Origin of the sequence: Paramagnetospirillum magneticum AMB-1, from assembly GCF_000009985.1 — a bacterium.
GTDB classification, from domain to species: domain Bacteria; phylum Pseudomonadota; class Alphaproteobacteria; order Rhodospirillales; family Magnetospirillaceae; genus Phaeospirillum; species Phaeospirillum magneticum.
The window spans coordinates 1,711,721-1,726,963 of record NC_007626.1 but is presented as its reverse complement, the minus strand read 5'-3'; the positions used below and the strand labels follow the sequence as shown (position 1 = coordinate 1,726,963).

The following is a 15,243-nucleotide window of genomic DNA, read 5'->3' as shown; positions in this document are numbered from 1 at the left end:
CCGTCAGTACAGGTGCTGGCCGCCGGTGACGAACACCTCGGTGCCGGTGACATAGTCGAAATCCGAGCCGCACAGGCGGAACACGGTTCCCGCCACGTCCTCGGGCGTACCCATGCGCTCTAAAGGAATCCGCGGCACCAGGGCTTCGTACTCGGCCGAGATCATCTCGGTGCGGATTTCCCCCGGCGCCACGGCGTTGACCCTCACCCCCAATTGCGCCATCTCGGCGGCCATCTCGCGGGTCAGGCCCGAAAGCGCCGCCTTTGACGTGGAATAGGCCGATCCCGCGAAGGGATGGACGTAATGGCCGGCAATGGAGGTGATGTTGACGATGGCGCCCTTGCCCCGATGCAGGGCGCTGGCAAAGCCCCTGGCCAGGCGCAGCGGCGCGAAGAAATTCAGTTCAAAGACATCCTTCCAGCCGTCAATGGGGCCGTTGAGAACGCCCAGCCGCTCCTTGTAGGGAGTCTTGGGACTGACGCCGGCATTGTTGACCAGGGCGTGCAGCGGCTCGGCCCCCAGCCAGGCATTGGCCTGGGCGACGAAGTCCTGGGCCGAGGCCGGATCGGCCAGATCGGCGACGATATGGCAAGCCCAGTTGCGGTCGATCATGCATTCCTTGGGCACGTCGGCGCGGGCACAGGTGATGACGCGCCAGCCCTCGGCCAGGAAACGGCGGGCGATGGCGTGGCCGATGCCCCGCGAGGCGCCGGTGACGACGACGGTCTTGACCTCGCTCATCGCGGCCCCCGCAGATCGGGGGCGCGCAACTGGGCACCGGCGGCCGGCGCCAGGACATCGAGCAGCGGCTCGATGCGGGCCAGGATGCGCCGCTCGGCCACCGAGCCGCCACCCAGGCTTTCCGCCAGAACTTGCCAGGGCTTGCGCGGACGGGGGAACTCCACCAGGGTCAGGGTCTCGTCGACCTTCAGCCCGCCCACCTGCCGCACCTGGGACAAAGCCTCGGCCCAGCCGCCCAGCCCGTCCACTAGGCCGGACTGCTTGGCATCGGCGCCGGTCCAGATGCGGCCGCGCGCCAGCTTGTCCATGCGGGCCGCGTCCAGGTTCCGCGCCGCCGACGCCTTGCCGGTGAAGTCGGCGTAGATGTGGTCCAGCAGGGTATCGATGCGGGCCTTGGCCTGGGACGAAAATGGCTGGTTGGCACTCCACATGCCGGCATTGTCGCCCCGGTGCATCTCGTCCCAGCTGATCCCCAGCTTCTTCCAGAACTCGTCCAGCACCACCTTGCCGGTGAACACGCCGATGGAGCCGGTGATGGTCCCCGGGGCGGCGATGATGCGGTCGGCGCCCATGGCAACGAAATAGCCCCCCGAGGCGGCGTAATTGCCCATGGACACCACCACCTTCTTGCCGGCCTTGCGAGCCCGCTCCACTTCGTGATGCACGGTATCGGACGCGATATAGGAACCGCCGGGGCTGTCGACGCGGAACAAGATGACTTTGACGGCGTCATCGTCGACGGCGTCGCGGAAGGCCTCCGCCACCGTCTGCGAGCCGAAATCGCCGTCGCCATCCAGGCCGTGATGGGACTCGCCGCGATGGATGGCGCCAATTCCAGAGATCAGCGCCACCTTGACGCCCTTGGGATGATCGAGACGAGCCGCGTAATCGCCCAGATCCATCTCCTCGGCCTTGTCCTTGCCGATGCCGGCGATCATGCCCCAGGCCTCGTCGCGGTAGCCGACCTTGTCCACCAGCCGGGCGGCCAGGGCCTCGGAGGCCAGGAACGGCCCCTTGCCCATCAGCTCGCGCACCTGGGGCTCGGGCAGGCCGCGGGCGGCGGCGATGCCGGCGACGATCTGCTCGGACCAGGAATCCAGCAGACGGCCGAGATTTTCGCGATGAGCCGGGGTGAAGCCGGTCTCGGTGAACATGTCGATGGCGGACTTGTATTCGTGGCGCCCGGAGAACTGCGCCTTGATGCCCAGCAGGTCCAGGGTGCCCTTGATGAAGGGACTTTCCACCCACAGCCCCGTCAGCCCCACGTCGCCGGACGGCTGCAGCCACACCTGGGAGAACGCCGTGGCCAGATAGTAATCCAGCGTCCCGGAGCCTCCCTCCCCCAGGGTCTCGGCGAACAGCACCGCCGGCTTGCCGGAGGCGCGGAAACGGGCGACCGCGTCGCGCAGATCCTGGCGCCCGGCAAGGCCCAGAGGGGAATGCCCCAGTGTGGCGAACACGCCGCTCACCCGACTGTCGGCGGCGGCCCGGTCCAGGGCCTCCACCACCTGGCGCAGGCCGTAGGAGCGCTCGCCCGACAGCATGGCCAGGGGATTCTCCCGCGTGGTGTCGCGGAACGGGGCGTCCAGATCGAGGGTCAGCACCATCCGGTCGGCCATCTTCTTGCCGTCCCCTTCGGCCATATGAGCGGCCAGCCACCCGCCCAGGCCCATCAGGCCCAGGAAGACGAAGCCGGTGACGGCCAGGAAGGCGACCAGAAATCGACCGATACGGCGCATAATCACTCTCTCTTTTCCACTGCCCCTGAATTAAAGAGAAAAAGGACGCCCGCGTCCAGCAGGCCGCCCTTCATCCCCCTGTCCCGGAAGGCGTCTCCTCAAGGGCCTTGCGCAGCCGCCGGGTGGCCCGGCTCTTGCGCGACAGCAAGGTGCCCAGGGGTTCGCCCCAGGCTTCGGCCAACTCGACGAAAGCGAAACCCTCCATCTCCACCGCCAGCCACACCGCCTGTTCCGCCGTGGACAGCAGCGACAGGGCCCGGGTCAGCTCCAGACGCTCCTCCACCCCGGCGGGCTGGCTGGGCTCGGCCGGCATCGCCTCGGGCATGGGCAGATCCCGGCGGCGGCGGAACAGGTCGCGGACCCGGTTGACCATGGCGGTCAGCAGATAGGCGGTGAGATTTTCCACCTCGGCCAGCAGATCCGCCCGTTCCAGCAGGCCCAGGACCACATCGGACAGAATGTCCTCGGGATCCTGGTCCTGCAGTCCGCCACCCATCCGCCCGCGCACGAAGCCCAGCAGCTTCCCCCGATCGCGATCGAGGGTCGCCGCCAGCCGGTCGCCTGAGGAAGGGTGCGGCCCGGTCATTGCCGATCAGCCCTGATCAGCCAAGGAGGACGAGCCGTCCTTGCGCGCCTGAAAGGCCTTGAACGCGGCCTGTCCCTCTTCCCACCACCAGGTGGCGAAGGCATCGGGATGGGGGGGCAAGTCCTGCGACTCTCCGCAGATCCGCCCGAGGCCACGCGACACCATGCACTTTTCATCGCCTCCCTTGTGCCGCCGGGGTCCACGATGATGCAGGCGGCCGGTCAGCACGCGGACCAGAACCAGCAGCGCCACGGCCTGCCAGAATTCCAGCGGCGGCAGATGGAACACCACCGGCATCAGGACGTTCCAGGCGATCATCACCACCCCGCCGACCACCGTGGCGACCACCACCACCACCACGATTCCCAACAGGGCATGGCCGCCGAACCACAAGGCGCGGGCGGCCTTGCCCTCGGGACGTCCATGCCCTTCGCCGGAGCAGCAATTGCGGAAAAATCTCATGATCCTCTCCTTCATCAAACGCGATGTCTGAAAGGGAGACGGGCGAGAGGGGGCGAATTATTGCAGGCCACCCTAAATATTTTCGTCTCGGACCGAAAAAGAAAATGGGCGGCCACGTCCTGCGGCCGCCCATCAAGGCGGGGAATAGAGAGGAAAGAAAAAGTCTAGGCGCCGGCCACGGTGGGCAGGCCGCAATCGCGCCAGGCGTTGAGACCGCCCTTCAGGTGAACGGCCCAGCCCTGCCCGGCGGCGATCAGTTTGCGCGCCACGGCGGCCGAACGGACACCGCCCAGGCAGGAGATGATGACCTTGCGCCCGGGAAAGCTGGGCCAGGTCTCGACCTCGAAGTCGCTCATGGGGACCAGGACCGCGCCTTCGATATGCTCCTCGGCGAACTCGTCATCCTCGCGCACGTCGACCAGCACGGCCTCGCCCGCATCGAGCAATGCCTTGACCTGGGTGGGCTCCAGTTCGATCAGGCCGGCCTCGGAAAAGCTCATGACGCTGTCCTCGCATCAATATTTCACATCATGAAAGCCGTTATGCACGATGATGCTGGATAATTCAACACAAAAATATCGCATCAGACACCAAATGCATCGCCAATTAACACAGAAATATATGTGTTTGCGGCGCAGCATTGACGCAGGGACTCATGCCCCGTAATCTCCAGACAATTCCAGGCAAGGCGATCATGCGCATCATTTTCACCCTTCTCGCCCTGTTGCTCCTGCCGCTGGCCGCCGTGGCCCAGGATTTCGGCCGTCTGGTGGCCCAGGTGGCGCTCCAGCCCCTGCCCGAGGCCGAGACGCCCGATATCGACCTGCTGCTGCGCACCCAGTGGAAGGCCTATTACAATGCTGGCGGCCCCCACGGCTTTTTCCGCGATCAGGTCCGCGCCGGGCGCATCGACCTCAACGAGGACGGCCGGGCGGAACTGTTCATCCTGATCGATTCTCCGGCCTGGGTCTCGGCCAAGGGGCAGCCATTGCTGGTGGCCGGCTGGACCTCGCGCGGCTGGGCTCCCATCGGCTGGAGCTTCGCCGATTCAGACAGCGTGTTCGTCACCTCCGAACGCATCGACGGCTGGGCCACCATCCAGACGCCGACCCAGGCCCTGCAACGGGTTGGCAAGGGTTATCAGGCCATTGACCGGCGCTAAATTGGCCGCCGGGGCTGTTTCACCTTGTATTCCCCCGGCAGCGGGTCCATGCTAGGGAACGTCTTTCTACCTGCCGCAGATTCCCGCAAGGGAATCCGGCGCCGCTTCAGGTGTCATCGCCGGTCGAACGATTGAACCCCTCGCATGAGAGCATGCGGGGTACTACTAGTTATTTGGAGGTTCTCATGCCGAACGGCACCGTTAAGTGGTTCAACGCTACCAAGGGTTATGGCTTTATCCAGCCCGAGGATGGCTCGGCCGACATCTTCGTCCACATCTCTGCCGTCGAGCGCGCTGGCATCGGCAACCTGAAGGAAGGCCAGAAGCTCTCCTTCGAGACCGAGCGCGATCCCCGCAAGGGTAAGAGCTCCGCGGTCAATCTCAAGGCCCTCTAAGGCTTTCGAGACTGCGACGCGAAGGGGCGCGGCCTTGTGGCCCGCGCCCTTTTTCGTGCCGATTGCCCAAGCTTCCTTCCAGGTTCATAGTGAACCCATCGTTGGGAGAGTTGGGAGACTCGCATGCCCATTCGACTGATCAGGGACGTCATCCGCGACCAGGTCGCCCTTACCCTTCCCGCCGCCGCCACGGTGCGCGAGGCCGCCCGCCAGATGAAGGCCCGCAGGGTCGGGGCGGTGATGGTCACCGACCACCACGGCAAGCTCAAGGGGATCTTCACCGAGCGCGACTGCCTGTTCCGCGTCCTGGCCGAGGGGGTCAACCCCGACACCACCACCCTGGCCCTGGTGATGACCGCCGATCCCACCACCATCACCGCCGACCGCAAGCTGGGCCACGCCCTGCACATGATGCACGACAACGGCTTCCGGCATATTCCGGTGGTGGATCACGGCATTCCGGTGGGGATGATCTCCATCCGCGACGCGCTGGGCTCGGAACTCAGCGCCTTCGAGCGCGAGAAGGCGAAGAAATCTGAACTGGGCGAAATTCTGGGATAGCCTTTGCCACTTGGCCTGTTTCGTGTATGTAGGGGAGCCGTGGCCCGTTTCGGCGCCACCCATCCGCTCACCACGAAACGAGGACCGCATGACCGCTCCCGCTCCCCTGATGGCCGGCAAGAAGGGCCTTGTCATGGGCGTCGCCAACGATCGCTCCATCGCCTGGGGCATCGCGCAGGCTGCCCGCGCCCAGGGTGCCGAACTGGCCTTCACCTATCAGGGCGAGGCCTTGGAAAAGCGGGTCCGCCCCCTGGCCCAGAGCGTCGGCTCGGACATCGTGCTGCCCTGCGACGTGTCGGACGAGGCCTCCATCGACGCCGTCTTCGCCGAGTTGGAAAAGCGCTGGGGCAAGCTGGACTTCGTGGTCCATGCCATCGGCTATTCCGACAAGAACGAGCTGCGCGGCCGCTATGCCGACACGTCCTTGCAGAACTTCCTGACCTCCATGCACATCTCGGTGTTCTCGTTCACCTCGGTGGCGCGCCGGGCCTCGGCCATGATGCCCGACGGCGGCTCGCTGCTGACGCTGACCTATTACGGCGCCGAGCGCGTGATGCCCCATTACAACGTCATGGGCGTCGCCAAGGCGGCTCTCGAAGCCTCGGTGCGCTATCTCGCCGTCGATCTCGGCGGCCAGGGCATCCGCGTCAACTCGCTGTCGGCCGGTCCCATCAAGACTCTGGCGGCGTCCGGCATCGGCGACTTCCGCTACATCCTGAAGTGGAACGAGTACAACAGCCCGCTCAAGCGCAACGTCACCCTGGAAGACATCGGCGGCGCCGGCCTTTACCTGCTGTCCGGCCTGTCGTCGGGCGTGTCGGGCGAGACCCATCATGTGGATTGCGGCTATCACGTGGTCGGCATGAAGGCGGTGGACGCCCCCGACATCACCGTCGCCAAGGACTGACTCCAACGTTCCAGTCATCCCGAGCGAAGTCGAGGGATCTCCGCCTGCTCCGGCAGGGCCAGTTCTGAAAGGCTGCGCCAGGACGAGATCCCTCCTTCCGCTGGTCGTCGGGATGACAGATCAAACCGGGTGGCACGCGCCCGGCGACTGAGGGACAAAAAGCAATGTCTGGCAACGGCTTCGGACATCTTTTCCGCTTCACCACCTTCGGCGAAAGCCACGGGCCGGCGATCGGATGCGTGGTCGACGGGGTCCCGGCGCGCATCCCGCTGACCGAGGCCGATATCCAGCACTACCTGGACCAGCGCAAGCCCGGACAGAACCGCTTCACCACCCAGCGGCGCGAGCCCGACGAGGTGAAGATCCTTTCGGGCGTGTTCGAGGGGCTGACCACCGGCACCTCCATCGGCCTGCTGATCGAAAATACCGACCAGCGCTCCAAGGATTACGGCGAGATCAAGGACACCTACCGTCCCGGCCACGCCGATTGGGTCTACCAGCAGAAATACGGCATCCGCGACTATCGCGGCGGCGGGCGGTCATCGGCCCGCGAAACCGCCATGCGGGTCGCCGCCGGCGCCATCGCCCGCAAGGTGCTGGACGCCCTGGCGCCCGGCCTCTCCATTCGTGGCGCCATGGTGCAGATGGGACCGCACGCCATCGACCGGTCCCGCTGGGACTGGGCCGAATTGGGCAACAACCCGTTCTGGTGCCCCGATGGAGCCGCCGCCAAGTCCTGGGAAGAGTACCTGGACACCATCCGCAAATCGGGGTCCTCCATCGGCGGCGTGGTCGAGGTGGTGGCATCGGGCGTGCCGGTGGGCCTGGGCGCCCCGGTCTATGACAAGCTGGACGCCGATCTGGCCAAGGCCATGATGAGCATCAACGCCGTCAAGGGCGTCGAGATCGGCGACGGCTTCGCCGCCGCCGCCCTCTCCGGCGAGGAGAACGCCGACGAGATGCGCATGGGCAATGACGGGCAGGTCGGCTTTCTCTCCAACCATGCCGGCGGCATCCTGGGCGGCATCTCCACCGGCCAGGACGTGGTGGTGCGCCTGGCGGTCAAGCCCACCTCCTCCATCCTGACGCCCAAGCAGAGCGTCGACGCCAAGGGCAACAATGTGGAGGTCTCCACCAAGGGCCGCCACGACCCCTGCGTCGCCATCCGCGCCGTGCCGGTGGCCGAGGCCATGATGGCCTGCACCCTGGCCGACCACCTGCTGCGATCGCTGGCCCAGCCCCGGCTTTCGTAGCCGACGGCGCAAGCGCAGGGCTACCGCCCTGACCCGTTCGAAGGCACAGCCTCCGAACCTCCAGCTTTTTATTTCAATGGCTTAAAAAGCTGAAGGGTTCGGGAAGCCGTGCTTCCCGATTGGGGGATCGGGGGCGAAAGCCCCCGAATTGAGACGTCCAACCGCCCGCCGGACCTCAATCCTTGCACACAGCCTTGTTGCCCTCGACGGTGCAGGCCGCCTTGGTGCGGTAGGTGAGATCCAGGCCATTGTCGTAGGAGCAGACCACCCGGGTCATGGCGCCGACGCGCAGCGCCCCCATGTGCTTGAGCTTGGACGCCTTGATGGTCTCGGCGGATTTAGAGCAGTGCAGGAAGCCCTGGAACTCGCCCGCCTCCCACAGCGCCACGTCCTTGATCTTCTTGTAATGGTCCAGGGACAGGCAGGTGCCGTCTTCCTTGTCATAAAGCCGCTGGTTATCGCTGCAATAGCCGGTGAAGCCGAATTTCAGCTCCTCCTCGCTGGCGCAATTGCCCACCTGCTGGGCGGCGGACAGGTCGGGACAGGTCACTTCGGCGGCGACGGCCGGCAAGGCCACCAGACACAGGGCAAAGGCAAGACGACGGATCATGGCGGGCGTTCCTCCCCATTGAACGGACCGCATCCTAGCCATGGCCGTCGCCCGGCGACCTGACATTGGTCAAGTGATCGGAGCAGCCTGTCATCCTGACGACCAACGGGAGGAAGGATCTCCTCCTGCTGTGGTCCAACAGGATTGGCACCATTGTTTCGGGCGGAGATCCCTCGCATGCGCTCGGGATGACAAGACGGAGCCTCAGGCGAAGCCCGAGCGGTTGTCCAAAAGGCCCTGGAGGATGTAGGCGGCGGCCATCTTATCCACCACCTCGGCCCGGCGCTTGCGCGACGAATCCGCCTCCAGCAGGGTGCGGGTCACGGCGGAGGTGGACAGACGCTCGTCCCAATAGGCGATGGGCATGTCGCGCAGCCGGGCCAGATTGGCGGCAAACGAGCGAACGGACTGACAGCGCGGCCCCTCGAAGCCGTCCATCTCCACCGGCAGGCCGAGGACCAGACCGCCCACGCCCTGCTTGTCCACCACGGCAAGCAGCAGTTCGGCGTCCTGGGTGAACTTGGTGCGGCGGATGGTGTCGAAGGGCGTGGCGATGGTGCGGCTGACGTCGGACAACGCCAGACCGATGGTCTTGGACCCCAGGTCGAGACCCAGCAGACGCTGGTCGCGGGACAAAGAGGCCAGGAGTTCGGCGGGAGCGAGAATGGGCATGGCCCGCACCATACCCTAAACCCGGTTCAGCAGCACTCGTCTTCCAGCCGCCGCAGCGCCGCCAGCCCCATCTCATCGCCCGCCGCCTCGAACAGCTCCTCGATGTAATAAGTGTTGGAGCAGGCCAGACACAGCTCGTCGGCCTTGCGCGCCCCCACCTTGTCGGCCTCGGCCAGCCGGATCAGGAAGCGGTCCCAGAAGCAGTTGGCGTATTCGGGCAAAGCCACCAGGGCCACCACCCGTTCGAGGACGATCTTGGCGTTGCCGTCGCAGTCGATGCCGGAAAAGCTGATATAGCGGTCGGCCTGGGTGGTCGCGGTCATGGTGCCTCCTTGTGCGCTGGCCCCACCATGGCCATGGCCGCCACCGACGGCAACCGGCCTTGCCTCAAGCGCGCAGTGTCTGCACGAACGGTCGAATGGACCGCACGAACGGCATCACACCGCCAGCCGCCGCCGCACCAGTTCCACCCGGGCGCGGGCCACCGGCACCCGCGGACGGCCGGGGGCGGCCATCACCAGCGCCCAATGGCCGTCGCTGCGGTCGATGGCCTCGGCATGGACCAGATTGACGATGTGACGGCGGTGAACCTGCAGGAACACCGCCGGATCCAGGCGCCGCAGCAATTGGGCGAAAGGCAGGCGGCAGAAATGCGCCCCGTCGGCGGTGTGCACGCGGGTGTAGTGACCCTCGGCCTCCAGATGGACCACCGCCGCCACGTCCAGCAGCGCCGGGCCGCTGCCCGAGCCCACCGGCAGCTTGACCAGCGTATCGCCCGAGGCCGGGCGGGACGGGCCATCCCCAAGGCTGAAGCCGTCGGGCAGATGGAAGATCAGGCACCAGCCGGGGCCGTCCGGCCCCTCCACCGTGGTGACCCGGGCGACCAGCGTGCCGAAGGGCAGCGTCATGGCCATGCCCGCCGGCTCGTCCGGCCGGGCGCGGGCGGCGTCAAGCATCCACTGCACCTTGGCCCGCGCCGGTTCGGGGTGCAGGCCCAGCAGATCGGCCCCGATAATGGCGCCCCCCACCGGCTCCAGCAACCGGCGCGCCAGGGCATTGGCCGCGCTCACCCTCCCCTCGCCGTCCACCAGGACCACGCCGACGGGGGCACGCTGAAGCTGGTAGGCGATGGAGGTCATGGGATGTGGACGGCAGAGGTGAGCATTCCTCTTGATGCGCCGAGTGGGGGGAAAGATCAAGTCTCCCCCCGCTTGCACCGTCGGTGCCCGGATGCTAACGTCCGGCCACCCTGATTTACCGGAGATTCCCAGGCCCATGTCGCTCGACAAAGCCACCGTCCGCGCCATTGCAGAATTGGCGCGCATCGAAGTCAAGGACGAGGAACTCGACCACCTCGCCGGCGAATTGTCCAACATCCTCCACTTCGTCGAGCAGCTCTCCGAGGTGAACACCGACGGCGTGCAGCCCATGACCTCGGTGGCCGACATCACGGCGCCCATGCGGGCCGACGTGGTCAATGACGGCGGGTATCCGGACAAGGTTCTGGCCAATGCGCCGGAGGCCGCCGAGGGCTTTTTCACCGTTCCCAAGGTGGTGGAATAATCATGAGCAAACTGACTGATCTGACCATGGCCGAGGCCCGCGACGGGCTGGCCAAGGGTGCGTTCACCGCCGTCGAGCTGACGGACGCCCACATCAAGGCGACCGAGGCCCAGCGCCATCTCAACGCCTTCATCGTCGAGACCCCCGACCTCGCCCTGGAGGCCGCCAAGGCCTCGGACGCGCGCCGTCAGGCGGGTACGGCCGGGTCCATGGACGGTCTGCCCATCGGCATCAAGGACCTGTTCTGTACCGAAGGCGTGCAGACCACGGCGGCCAGCCACATCCTGGAAGGCTTCAAGCCGCCGTACGAGTCCACCGTCTCGGGCAAGCTGAAGGCCGCCGGCGCCATTTCGCTGGGCAAGCTCAACCTCGACGAATTCGCCATGGGCTCGTCCAACCAGACCAGCTATTTCGGCGCGGTGGAGAATCCCTGGAAGAAGACCTCCGATCCCAAGGCCAAGCTGGTTCCCGGCGGTTCCTCCGGCGGTTCGGCGGCGGCCGTGGCGGCGCGCATGGTGCTGGGTGCCACCGGCACCGACACCGGCGGCTCCATCCGCCAGCCCGCCGCCTTCTGCGGCATCACCGGCATCAAGCCGACCTACGGCCGCTGCTCGCGCTTCGGCATCGTGGCCTTCGCCTCGTCCCTGGATCAGGCCGGCCCCATGGCCCGCACGGTGCGCGACTGCGCCATCATGCTGGGCGCCATGGCCGGGCATGACCCCAAGGATTCCACCTCGGTCAACATGGCCGTGCCGGATTTCGAACGTGCTCTGACCGGCGACATCCGCGGCCTGAAGGTGGGCATTCCCAAGGAATACCGCCCCGACGGCCTGTCCGACGAGGTGGCCAAGGTTTGGGACCGGGGCATCGAGTGGCTGAAGGCCGCCGGCGCCACGCCGGTGGAGATCAGCCTGCCGCACACCAAGTACGCGCTGGCCACCTATTACATCATCGCGCCGGCCGAGTGCTCGTCCAACCTGGCGCGCTATGACGGGTTGCGCTATGGCCTCCGGGTGCCGGGCAAGACCTTGGACGACATGTACAAGAAAAGCCGTGCCGCCGGCTTCGGCGCCGAGGTTCGCCGCCGCATCCTGATCGGCACCTATGTGCTGTCGGCGGGCTATTACGACGCCTATTACGCCAAGGCCCAGAAGGTCCGGCGTCTGATCGCCGAGGACTTCCGCAAGGCCTTCGAAACGGTCGACGTCATCCTCACCCCCACCGCGCCGTCGGCGGCGTTCGGCATGGGCGAGGGCACTGACGATCCGGTGACCATGTGGTTGAACGATGTCTTCACCATCCCCACCAGCATGGCCGGTCTGCCCGGCCTGTCGCTGCCCGCCGGCCTGTCCGCCGACGGGTTGCCGCTGGGCCTGCAGCTGATCGGGCGTCCCTTCGACGAAGAGACGGTGTTCCGCGTGGCGGGCGTGATGGAAACGGCCGCGAACTTCACCGCCAAGCCGGAAGGGGTGTAAGACCATGGCGTACATCATTCAGGGCGAAACCGGCGATTGGGAGATCGTCATCGGTCTCGAGGTTCATGCCCAGGTCATCTCCAAGGCCAAGCTGTTCAGTGGCGCCGCCACCGAATTCGGCGCCGAGCCCAACACCCAGGTGAGCTTCATCGACGCCGGCTTCCCCGGCATGCTGCCGGTGATCAACGAAGTCTGCGTCGAGCAGGCGGTGCGCACCGGTCTGGGCCTCAAGGCCAAGATCAACCTGACCTCGGTCTTCGCCCGCAAGAACTACTTCTACGCCGACCTGCCCCAGGGCTATCAGATCAGCCAGTACGACCAGCCCATCGTGGGCGAAGGCGAGTTGATCCTCGACCTGCCCGACGGCGGCACCCGCACCGTGGGCATCGAGCGCCTGCACCTGGAGCAGGACGCCGGCAAGTCCATCCACGACATGCACCCGTCCAAGTCGTTCATCGACCTCAACCGTTCGGGCGTGGCGCTGATGGAGATCGTCTCCAAGCCCGACCTGCGCTCGCCGGAAGAGGCGGGCCTGTACCTCACCAAGCTGCGCTCCATCCTGCGTTATCTCGAGACCTGCGACGGCAACATGCAGGAAGGCAGCATGCGCTGCGATGCCAACGTCTCGGTGCGGCCCGTGGGCTCGACCGAGCTGCGCACCCGCTGCGAGATCAAGAACGTCAACTCCATCCGCTTCGTGCAGCAGGCCATCGAATTCGAAGCCCGGCGCCACATCGACGTCTACGAGAGCGGCGGCGAGATCCGCCAGGAAACCCGCCTGTTCGATTCGGTCAAGGGCGAGACGCGGTCCATGCGCTCCAAGGAGCATGCCCACGACTATCGCTACTTCCCCGACCCCGACCTGCTGCCCCTGGTGATCGAGCAGTCCTTCGTGGACGGCATCAAGTCCGGCCTGCCCGAACTGCCCGACGAGAAGAAGGCCCGCTTCATGGCGGAATACGGCCTCAACGCCTATGACGCCGGCGTGCTGGTGGCGGAAAAGGCCTCGGCCGAGTTCTTCGAGACCGTGGCCAAGGGCCGCGATTCCAAGATGGCCTGCAATTGGGTGATGGGCGACTTCTTCGCGTCGCTGAACGCCACGGGCAAGACCATCGAGAACCCGCCGGTCACCGCCGCCAATCTCGGCCAACTCATCGACCTGATCAAGGACGGCACGCTGTCGGGCCGCCTCGCCAAGGACGTCTTCGCCCTGATGGTCGAGACCGGCAAGGCCCCCGCCGTCCTGGTCGAGGAACGCGGCCTGAAGCAGGTCACCGACACCGGCGCCATCGAGGCGGCGGTGGACGCGGTGATCAGCGCCAATCCGGACAAGGTCCAGCAGGTCAAGGACGGCAAGACCGCCCTGCTCGGCTGGTTCACCGGCCAGGTGATGAAGTCCACCCAGGGCAAGGCCAACCCGGCCATGGTCAACGAGATGTTGTCCAAGAAGATCCTGGGGTAGGTTTCCCACGCTTTGTCGCGTCCCCGACCTCCATGTCGGGGATGCGACAAAGCCGAAACCCCTTAATTTCCGCCATTTCTCGCGATGCAGCACTTGGCATCGTCATTGCAAAGGTATCCGGCATAGACCCCTGACGAGGAGGCCGCCGGTGTCCAGCAACGTCATTTCTCTCTCCAGCATCGCCCGTGGACCCATGGTCCCCGCCGCGACCCCGGCCGCGCCCACCGGCGGCTGTTCCTCCAGCTCGTGCGGGTCCGACAAGGGCCAGGGCGACATGCCCGCGCATATCTGGGACAAGGTCAAGGACCACCCGTGCTATTCGGAAGAAGCGCACCACTACTTCGCCCGCATGCATGTGGCGGTGGCTCCGGCCTGCAACATCCAATGCAATTACTGTAACCGGAAATACGACTGCGCCAACGAATCGCGCCCCGGCGTCACCAGCGAGAAGCTGACGCCGGAACAGGCGGCGCGCAAGGTGGCGGCGGTGGCGGCCAAGGTGCCGCAGCTTTCGGTTCTGGGCATCGCCGGTCCCGGCGATTCCATGTTCGACTGGAAGAAGACGGCGGCCACCTTCCGCGAGGTGTCCAAGCTGCTGCCCGACCTCAAATACTGCGTCTCGACCAACGGTCTGGCCCTGCCCGACCACCTGGACGAGCTGGCCGGGCACAACATCGACCACGTCACCATCACCATCAACATGGTCGACCCCGAGATCGGCGCGCTGATCTATCCCTGGATCTACTTCAAGGGCAAGCGCTACACCGGGATCGAAGGCGCCCGCATCCTGCACGAGCGCCAGATGGAAGGCCTGGAAGGCCTGACGTCGCGGGGCATCCTCACCAAGATCAACTCGGTGATGATCCCCGGGATCAACGACCAGCACCTGATCGAGGTCAACAAGGAGATCAAGGCGCGGGGTGCTTTCCTGCATAACGTCATGCCGCTGATTTCCGACGCCGCCCACGGCACCGCCTTCGGCCTGTCCGGCCAGCGTGGCCCCAAGCCCGCCGAACTGAAGGACCTTCAGGACAAGCTGGCCGGCGGCGCCAATCTCATGCGCCATTGCCGCCAGTGCCGCGCCGACGCGGTGGGCATGCTGGGCGAGGATCTGTCCCAGGATTTCACCCTGGACAAGCTGCCGGAAGTGGCCACCGCCTACGACCCCGAGCCGCGTCGCCTGTACCGCGAGGTGGTCGAGCGCGAACGCGCCGACCGCGCCAAGGCCCTGGAAGGTGCCGAGGCCGAACTGGCCGAAGCCGTCGCCGAAATCGAGGCCCCGGCCAAGCTGGTCGCCGTCTGCACCAAGGGCGGCGGGCGCATCAATCAGCACTTCGGCCACGCCAAGGAATTCCAGATCTTCGAAGTGGACGCCAAGGGCGTGCGCTTCTCGGGCCACCGCAAGGCCGACAATTACTGTCAGGGCGGCTATGGCGACGACGACAAGCTGGATGTTGTACTGGCCGCGCTGGAAGGCATCGAGACGGTGTTCGTGGCCAAGATCGGCCGCTGCCCCAAGGACGACCTGAAGAAGGCCGGCATCGAAGCGGTGGACGCCTACCCCTTCGAATACATCGAGACGGCGGTGGCCGGCTGGTACGCCCAGCGCTTCGGGCAGGTGTCCGATACCGCCGACATTGCTTAAGAGAGAAGAG

At 66.0% G+C, this 15,243-nt stretch carries 18 protein-coding genes; 9 read left to right on the top strand and 9 right to left on the bottom strand.

Annotated features, from left to right (window positions below; genetic code table 11):
• Positions 1–3: 3 nt before the first annotated feature.
• The 5 genes from AMB_RS08070 to AMB_RS08050 all read right to left on the bottom strand — a co-directional run bounded on the left by AMB_RS08070 (position 4) and on the right by AMB_RS08050 (position 4,028).
• Complete coding sequence (locus tag AMB_RS08070; protein WP_011384008.1) at positions 4–741, bottom strand: SDR family NAD(P)-dependent oxidoreductase; 738 nt, start codon at positions 739–741, stop codon at positions 4–6.
• On the bottom strand, positions 738–2,480 hold the full coding sequence (locus tag AMB_RS08065; RefSeq protein WP_043743849.1) for a S49 family peptidase: 1,743 nt from the start codon (positions 2,478–2,480) through the stop codon (positions 738–740). Before AMB_RS08065 ends, AMB_RS08070 begins: the two co-directional genes overlap by 4 nt.
• 70 nt (positions 2,481–2,550) lie before the next feature.
• Positions 2,551–3,066 carry an RNA polymerase sigma factor gene (locus tag AMB_RS08060; protein WP_011384006.1) on the bottom strand — a complete coding sequence of 172 codons (516 nt, stop codon included), beginning with the start codon at positions 3,064–3,066 and terminating at the stop codon, positions 2,551–2,553.
• A gap of 6 nt (positions 3,067–3,072) precedes the next feature.
• Positions 3,073–3,528, bottom strand: coding sequence for a hypothetical protein (locus tag AMB_RS08055; protein ID WP_011384005.1), 456 nt, complete (start codon positions 3,526–3,528; stop codon positions 3,073–3,075).
• A gap of 164 nt (positions 3,529–3,692) precedes the next feature.
• The gene (locus AMB_RS08050) at positions 3,693–4,028 is read right to left on the bottom strand and encodes a rhodanese-like domain-containing protein (protein ID WP_011384004.1); all 336 of its coding nucleotides are present in this window, start codon (positions 4,026–4,028) and stop codon (positions 3,693–3,695) included.
• A 194-nt stretch (positions 4,029–4,222) separates the two neighbouring features.
• Here AMB_RS08050 and AMB_RS08045 point away from each other — a divergent pair, with 194 nt between their 5' ends.
• The 5 genes from AMB_RS08045 to aroC all read left to right on the top strand — a co-directional run bounded on the left by AMB_RS08045 (position 4,223) and on the right by aroC (position 7,806).
• Positions 4,223–4,690 (top strand): hypothetical protein, encoded by a 468-nt coding sequence (locus AMB_RS08045; RefSeq protein WP_043743847.1) that lies wholly within the window; start codon positions 4,223–4,225, stop codon positions 4,688–4,690.
• Between the two features lie 185 nt (positions 4,691–4,875).
• Positions 4,876–5,085 (top strand): cold-shock protein, encoded by a 210-nt coding sequence (locus tag AMB_RS08040; protein WP_008621996.1) that lies wholly within the window; start codon positions 4,876–4,878, stop codon positions 5,083–5,085.
• A 123-nt stretch (positions 5,086–5,208) separates the two neighbouring features.
• Positions 5,209–5,646: a CBS domain-containing protein gene (locus AMB_RS08035; protein ID WP_011384002.1), complete on the top strand. Its 438-nt coding sequence runs from the start codon at positions 5,209–5,211 to the stop codon at positions 5,644–5,646.
• 88 nt (positions 5,647–5,734) lie between these two features.
• On the top strand, positions 5,735–6,553 hold the full coding sequence (gene fabI, locus AMB_RS08030) for an enoyl-ACP reductase FabI (protein WP_043743845.1): 819 nt from the start codon (positions 5,735–5,737) through the stop codon (positions 6,551–6,553).
• A 164-nt stretch (positions 6,554–6,717) separates the two neighbouring features.
• Positions 6,718–7,806 carry a chorismate synthase gene (gene aroC / locus AMB_RS08025; protein ID WP_011384000.1) on the top strand — a complete coding sequence of 363 codons (1,089 nt, stop codon included), beginning with the start codon at positions 6,718–6,720 and terminating at the stop codon, positions 7,804–7,806.
• 175 nt (positions 7,807–7,981) lie between these two features.
• Here aroC and AMB_RS08020 read toward each other — a convergent pair whose 3' ends face one another.
• From AMB_RS08020 to AMB_RS08005, 4 genes are all read right to left on the bottom strand, one after another.
• A complete protein-coding gene (locus tag AMB_RS08020) occupies positions 7,982–8,416 on the bottom strand; it encodes a hypothetical protein (protein WP_043743843.1) in 435 nt (144 codons plus the stop codon).
• Positions 8,417–8,620: 204 nt separating this feature from the next.
• Positions 8,621–9,088 carry a Holliday junction resolvase RuvX gene (gene ruvX / locus AMB_RS08015; protein WP_043746327.1) on the bottom strand — a complete coding sequence of 156 codons (468 nt, stop codon included), beginning with the start codon at positions 9,086–9,088 and terminating at the stop codon, positions 8,621–8,623.
• Between the two features lie 26 nt (positions 9,089–9,114).
• A complete protein-coding gene (gene cowN / locus AMB_RS08010) occupies positions 9,115–9,411 on the bottom strand; it encodes a N(2)-fixation sustaining protein CowN (protein WP_011383997.1) in 297 nt (98 codons plus the stop codon).
• Between the two features lie 114 nt (positions 9,412–9,525).
• Positions 9,526–10,227, bottom strand: a complete 702-nt coding sequence (locus AMB_RS08005; RefSeq protein ID WP_050750666.1) for a LytTR family DNA-binding domain-containing protein — start codon at positions 10,225–10,227, stop codon at positions 9,526–9,528.
• Positions 10,228–10,363: 136 nt separating this feature from the next.
• On the opposite strand from AMB_RS08005, the gene gatC reads away from it, so the two are divergent.
• The 4 genes from gatC (at position 10,364) to nifB (ending at position 15,233) form a co-directional block, all read left to right on the top strand.
• A complete protein-coding gene (gene gatC, locus AMB_RS08000) occupies positions 10,364–10,651 on the top strand; it encodes an Asp-tRNA(Asn)/Glu-tRNA(Gln) amidotransferase subunit GatC (RefSeq protein WP_043743839.1) in 288 nt (95 codons plus the stop codon).
• A 2-nt stretch (positions 10,652–10,653) separates the two neighbouring features.
• A complete protein-coding gene (gatA, locus tag AMB_RS07995; RefSeq protein WP_043743836.1) occupies positions 10,654–12,126 on the top strand; it encodes an Asp-tRNA(Asn)/Glu-tRNA(Gln) amidotransferase subunit GatA in 1,473 nt (490 codons plus the stop codon).
• 4 nt (positions 12,127–12,130) lie between these two features.
• Positions 12,131–13,588: an Asp-tRNA(Asn)/Glu-tRNA(Gln) amidotransferase subunit GatB gene (gatB, locus tag AMB_RS07990; protein WP_011383994.1), complete on the top strand. Its 1,458-nt coding sequence runs from the start codon at positions 12,131–12,133 to the stop codon at positions 13,586–13,588.
• Between the two features lie 148 nt (positions 13,589–13,736).
• Positions 13,737–15,233 carry a nitrogenase cofactor biosynthesis protein NifB gene (gene nifB / locus AMB_RS07985; RefSeq protein WP_011383993.1) on the top strand — a complete coding sequence of 499 codons (1,497 nt, stop codon included), beginning with the start codon at positions 13,737–13,739 and terminating at the stop codon, positions 15,231–15,233.
• Positions 15,234–15,243: the final 10 nt, after the last annotated feature.

Bases quoted from the DNA above. Each gene is read 5' to 3' on its own strand.
- AMB_RS08005 (WP_050750666.1), bottom strand. From the start codon at position 10,227: ATGACCTCCATCGCCTACCAGCTTCAGCGTGCCCCCGTCGGCGTGGTC.
- AMB_RS08050 (WP_011384004.1), bottom strand. From the start codon at position 4,028: ATGAGCTTTTCCGAGGCCGGCCTGATCGAACTGGAGCCCACCCAGGTC.
- gatB (WP_011383994.1), top strand. From the start codon at position 12,131: ATGGCGTACATCATTCAGGGCGAAACCGGCGATTGGGAGATCGTCATC.
- gatA (WP_043743836.1), top strand. From the start codon at position 10,654: ATGAGCAAACTGACTGATCTGACCATGGCCGAGGCCCGCGACGGGCTG.
- gatC (WP_043743839.1), top strand. From the start codon at position 10,364: ATGTCGCTCGACAAAGCCACCGTCCGCGCCATTGCAGAATTGGCGCGC.
- AMB_RS08040 (WP_008621996.1), top strand. From the start codon at position 4,876: ATGCCGAACGGCACCGTTAAGTGGTTCAACGCTACCAAGGGTTATGGC.
- AMB_RS08035 (WP_011384002.1), top strand. From the start codon at position 5,209: ATGCCCATTCGACTGATCAGGGACGTCATCCGCGACCAGGTCGCCCTT.
- AMB_RS08020 (WP_043743843.1), bottom strand. From the start codon at position 8,416: ATGATCCGTCGTCTTGCCTTTGCCCTGTGTCTGGTGGCCTTGCCGGCC.
- AMB_RS08070 (WP_011384008.1), bottom strand. From the start codon at position 741: ATGAGCGAGGTCAAGACCGTCGTCGTCACCGGCGCCTCGCGGGGCATC.
- ruvX (WP_043746327.1), bottom strand. From the start codon at position 9,088: ATGCCCATTCTCGCTCCCGCCGAACTCCTGGCCTCTTTGTCCCGCGAC.
- AMB_RS08060 (WP_011384006.1), bottom strand. From the start codon at position 3,066: ATGACCGGGCCGCACCCTTCCTCAGGCGACCGGCTGGCGGCGACCCTC.
- AMB_RS08045 (WP_043743847.1), top strand. From the start codon at position 4,223: ATGCGCATCATTTTCACCCTTCTCGCCCTGTTGCTCCTGCCGCTGGCC.
- AMB_RS08065 (WP_043743849.1), bottom strand. From the start codon at position 2,480: ATGCGCCGTATCGGTCGATTTCTGGTCGCCTTCCTGGCCGTCACCGGC.
- aroC (WP_011384000.1), top strand. From the start codon at position 6,718: ATGTCTGGCAACGGCTTCGGACATCTTTTCCGCTTCACCACCTTCGGC.
- fabI (WP_043743845.1), top strand. From the start codon at position 5,735: ATGACCGCTCCCGCTCCCCTGATGGCCGGCAAGAAGGGCCTTGTCATG.
- AMB_RS08055 (WP_011384005.1), bottom strand. From the start codon at position 3,528: ATGAGATTTTTCCGCAATTGCTGCTCCGGCGAAGGGCATGGACGTCCC.
- cowN (WP_011383997.1), bottom strand. From the start codon at position 9,411: ATGACCGCGACCACCCAGGCCGACCGCTATATCAGCTTTTCCGGCATC.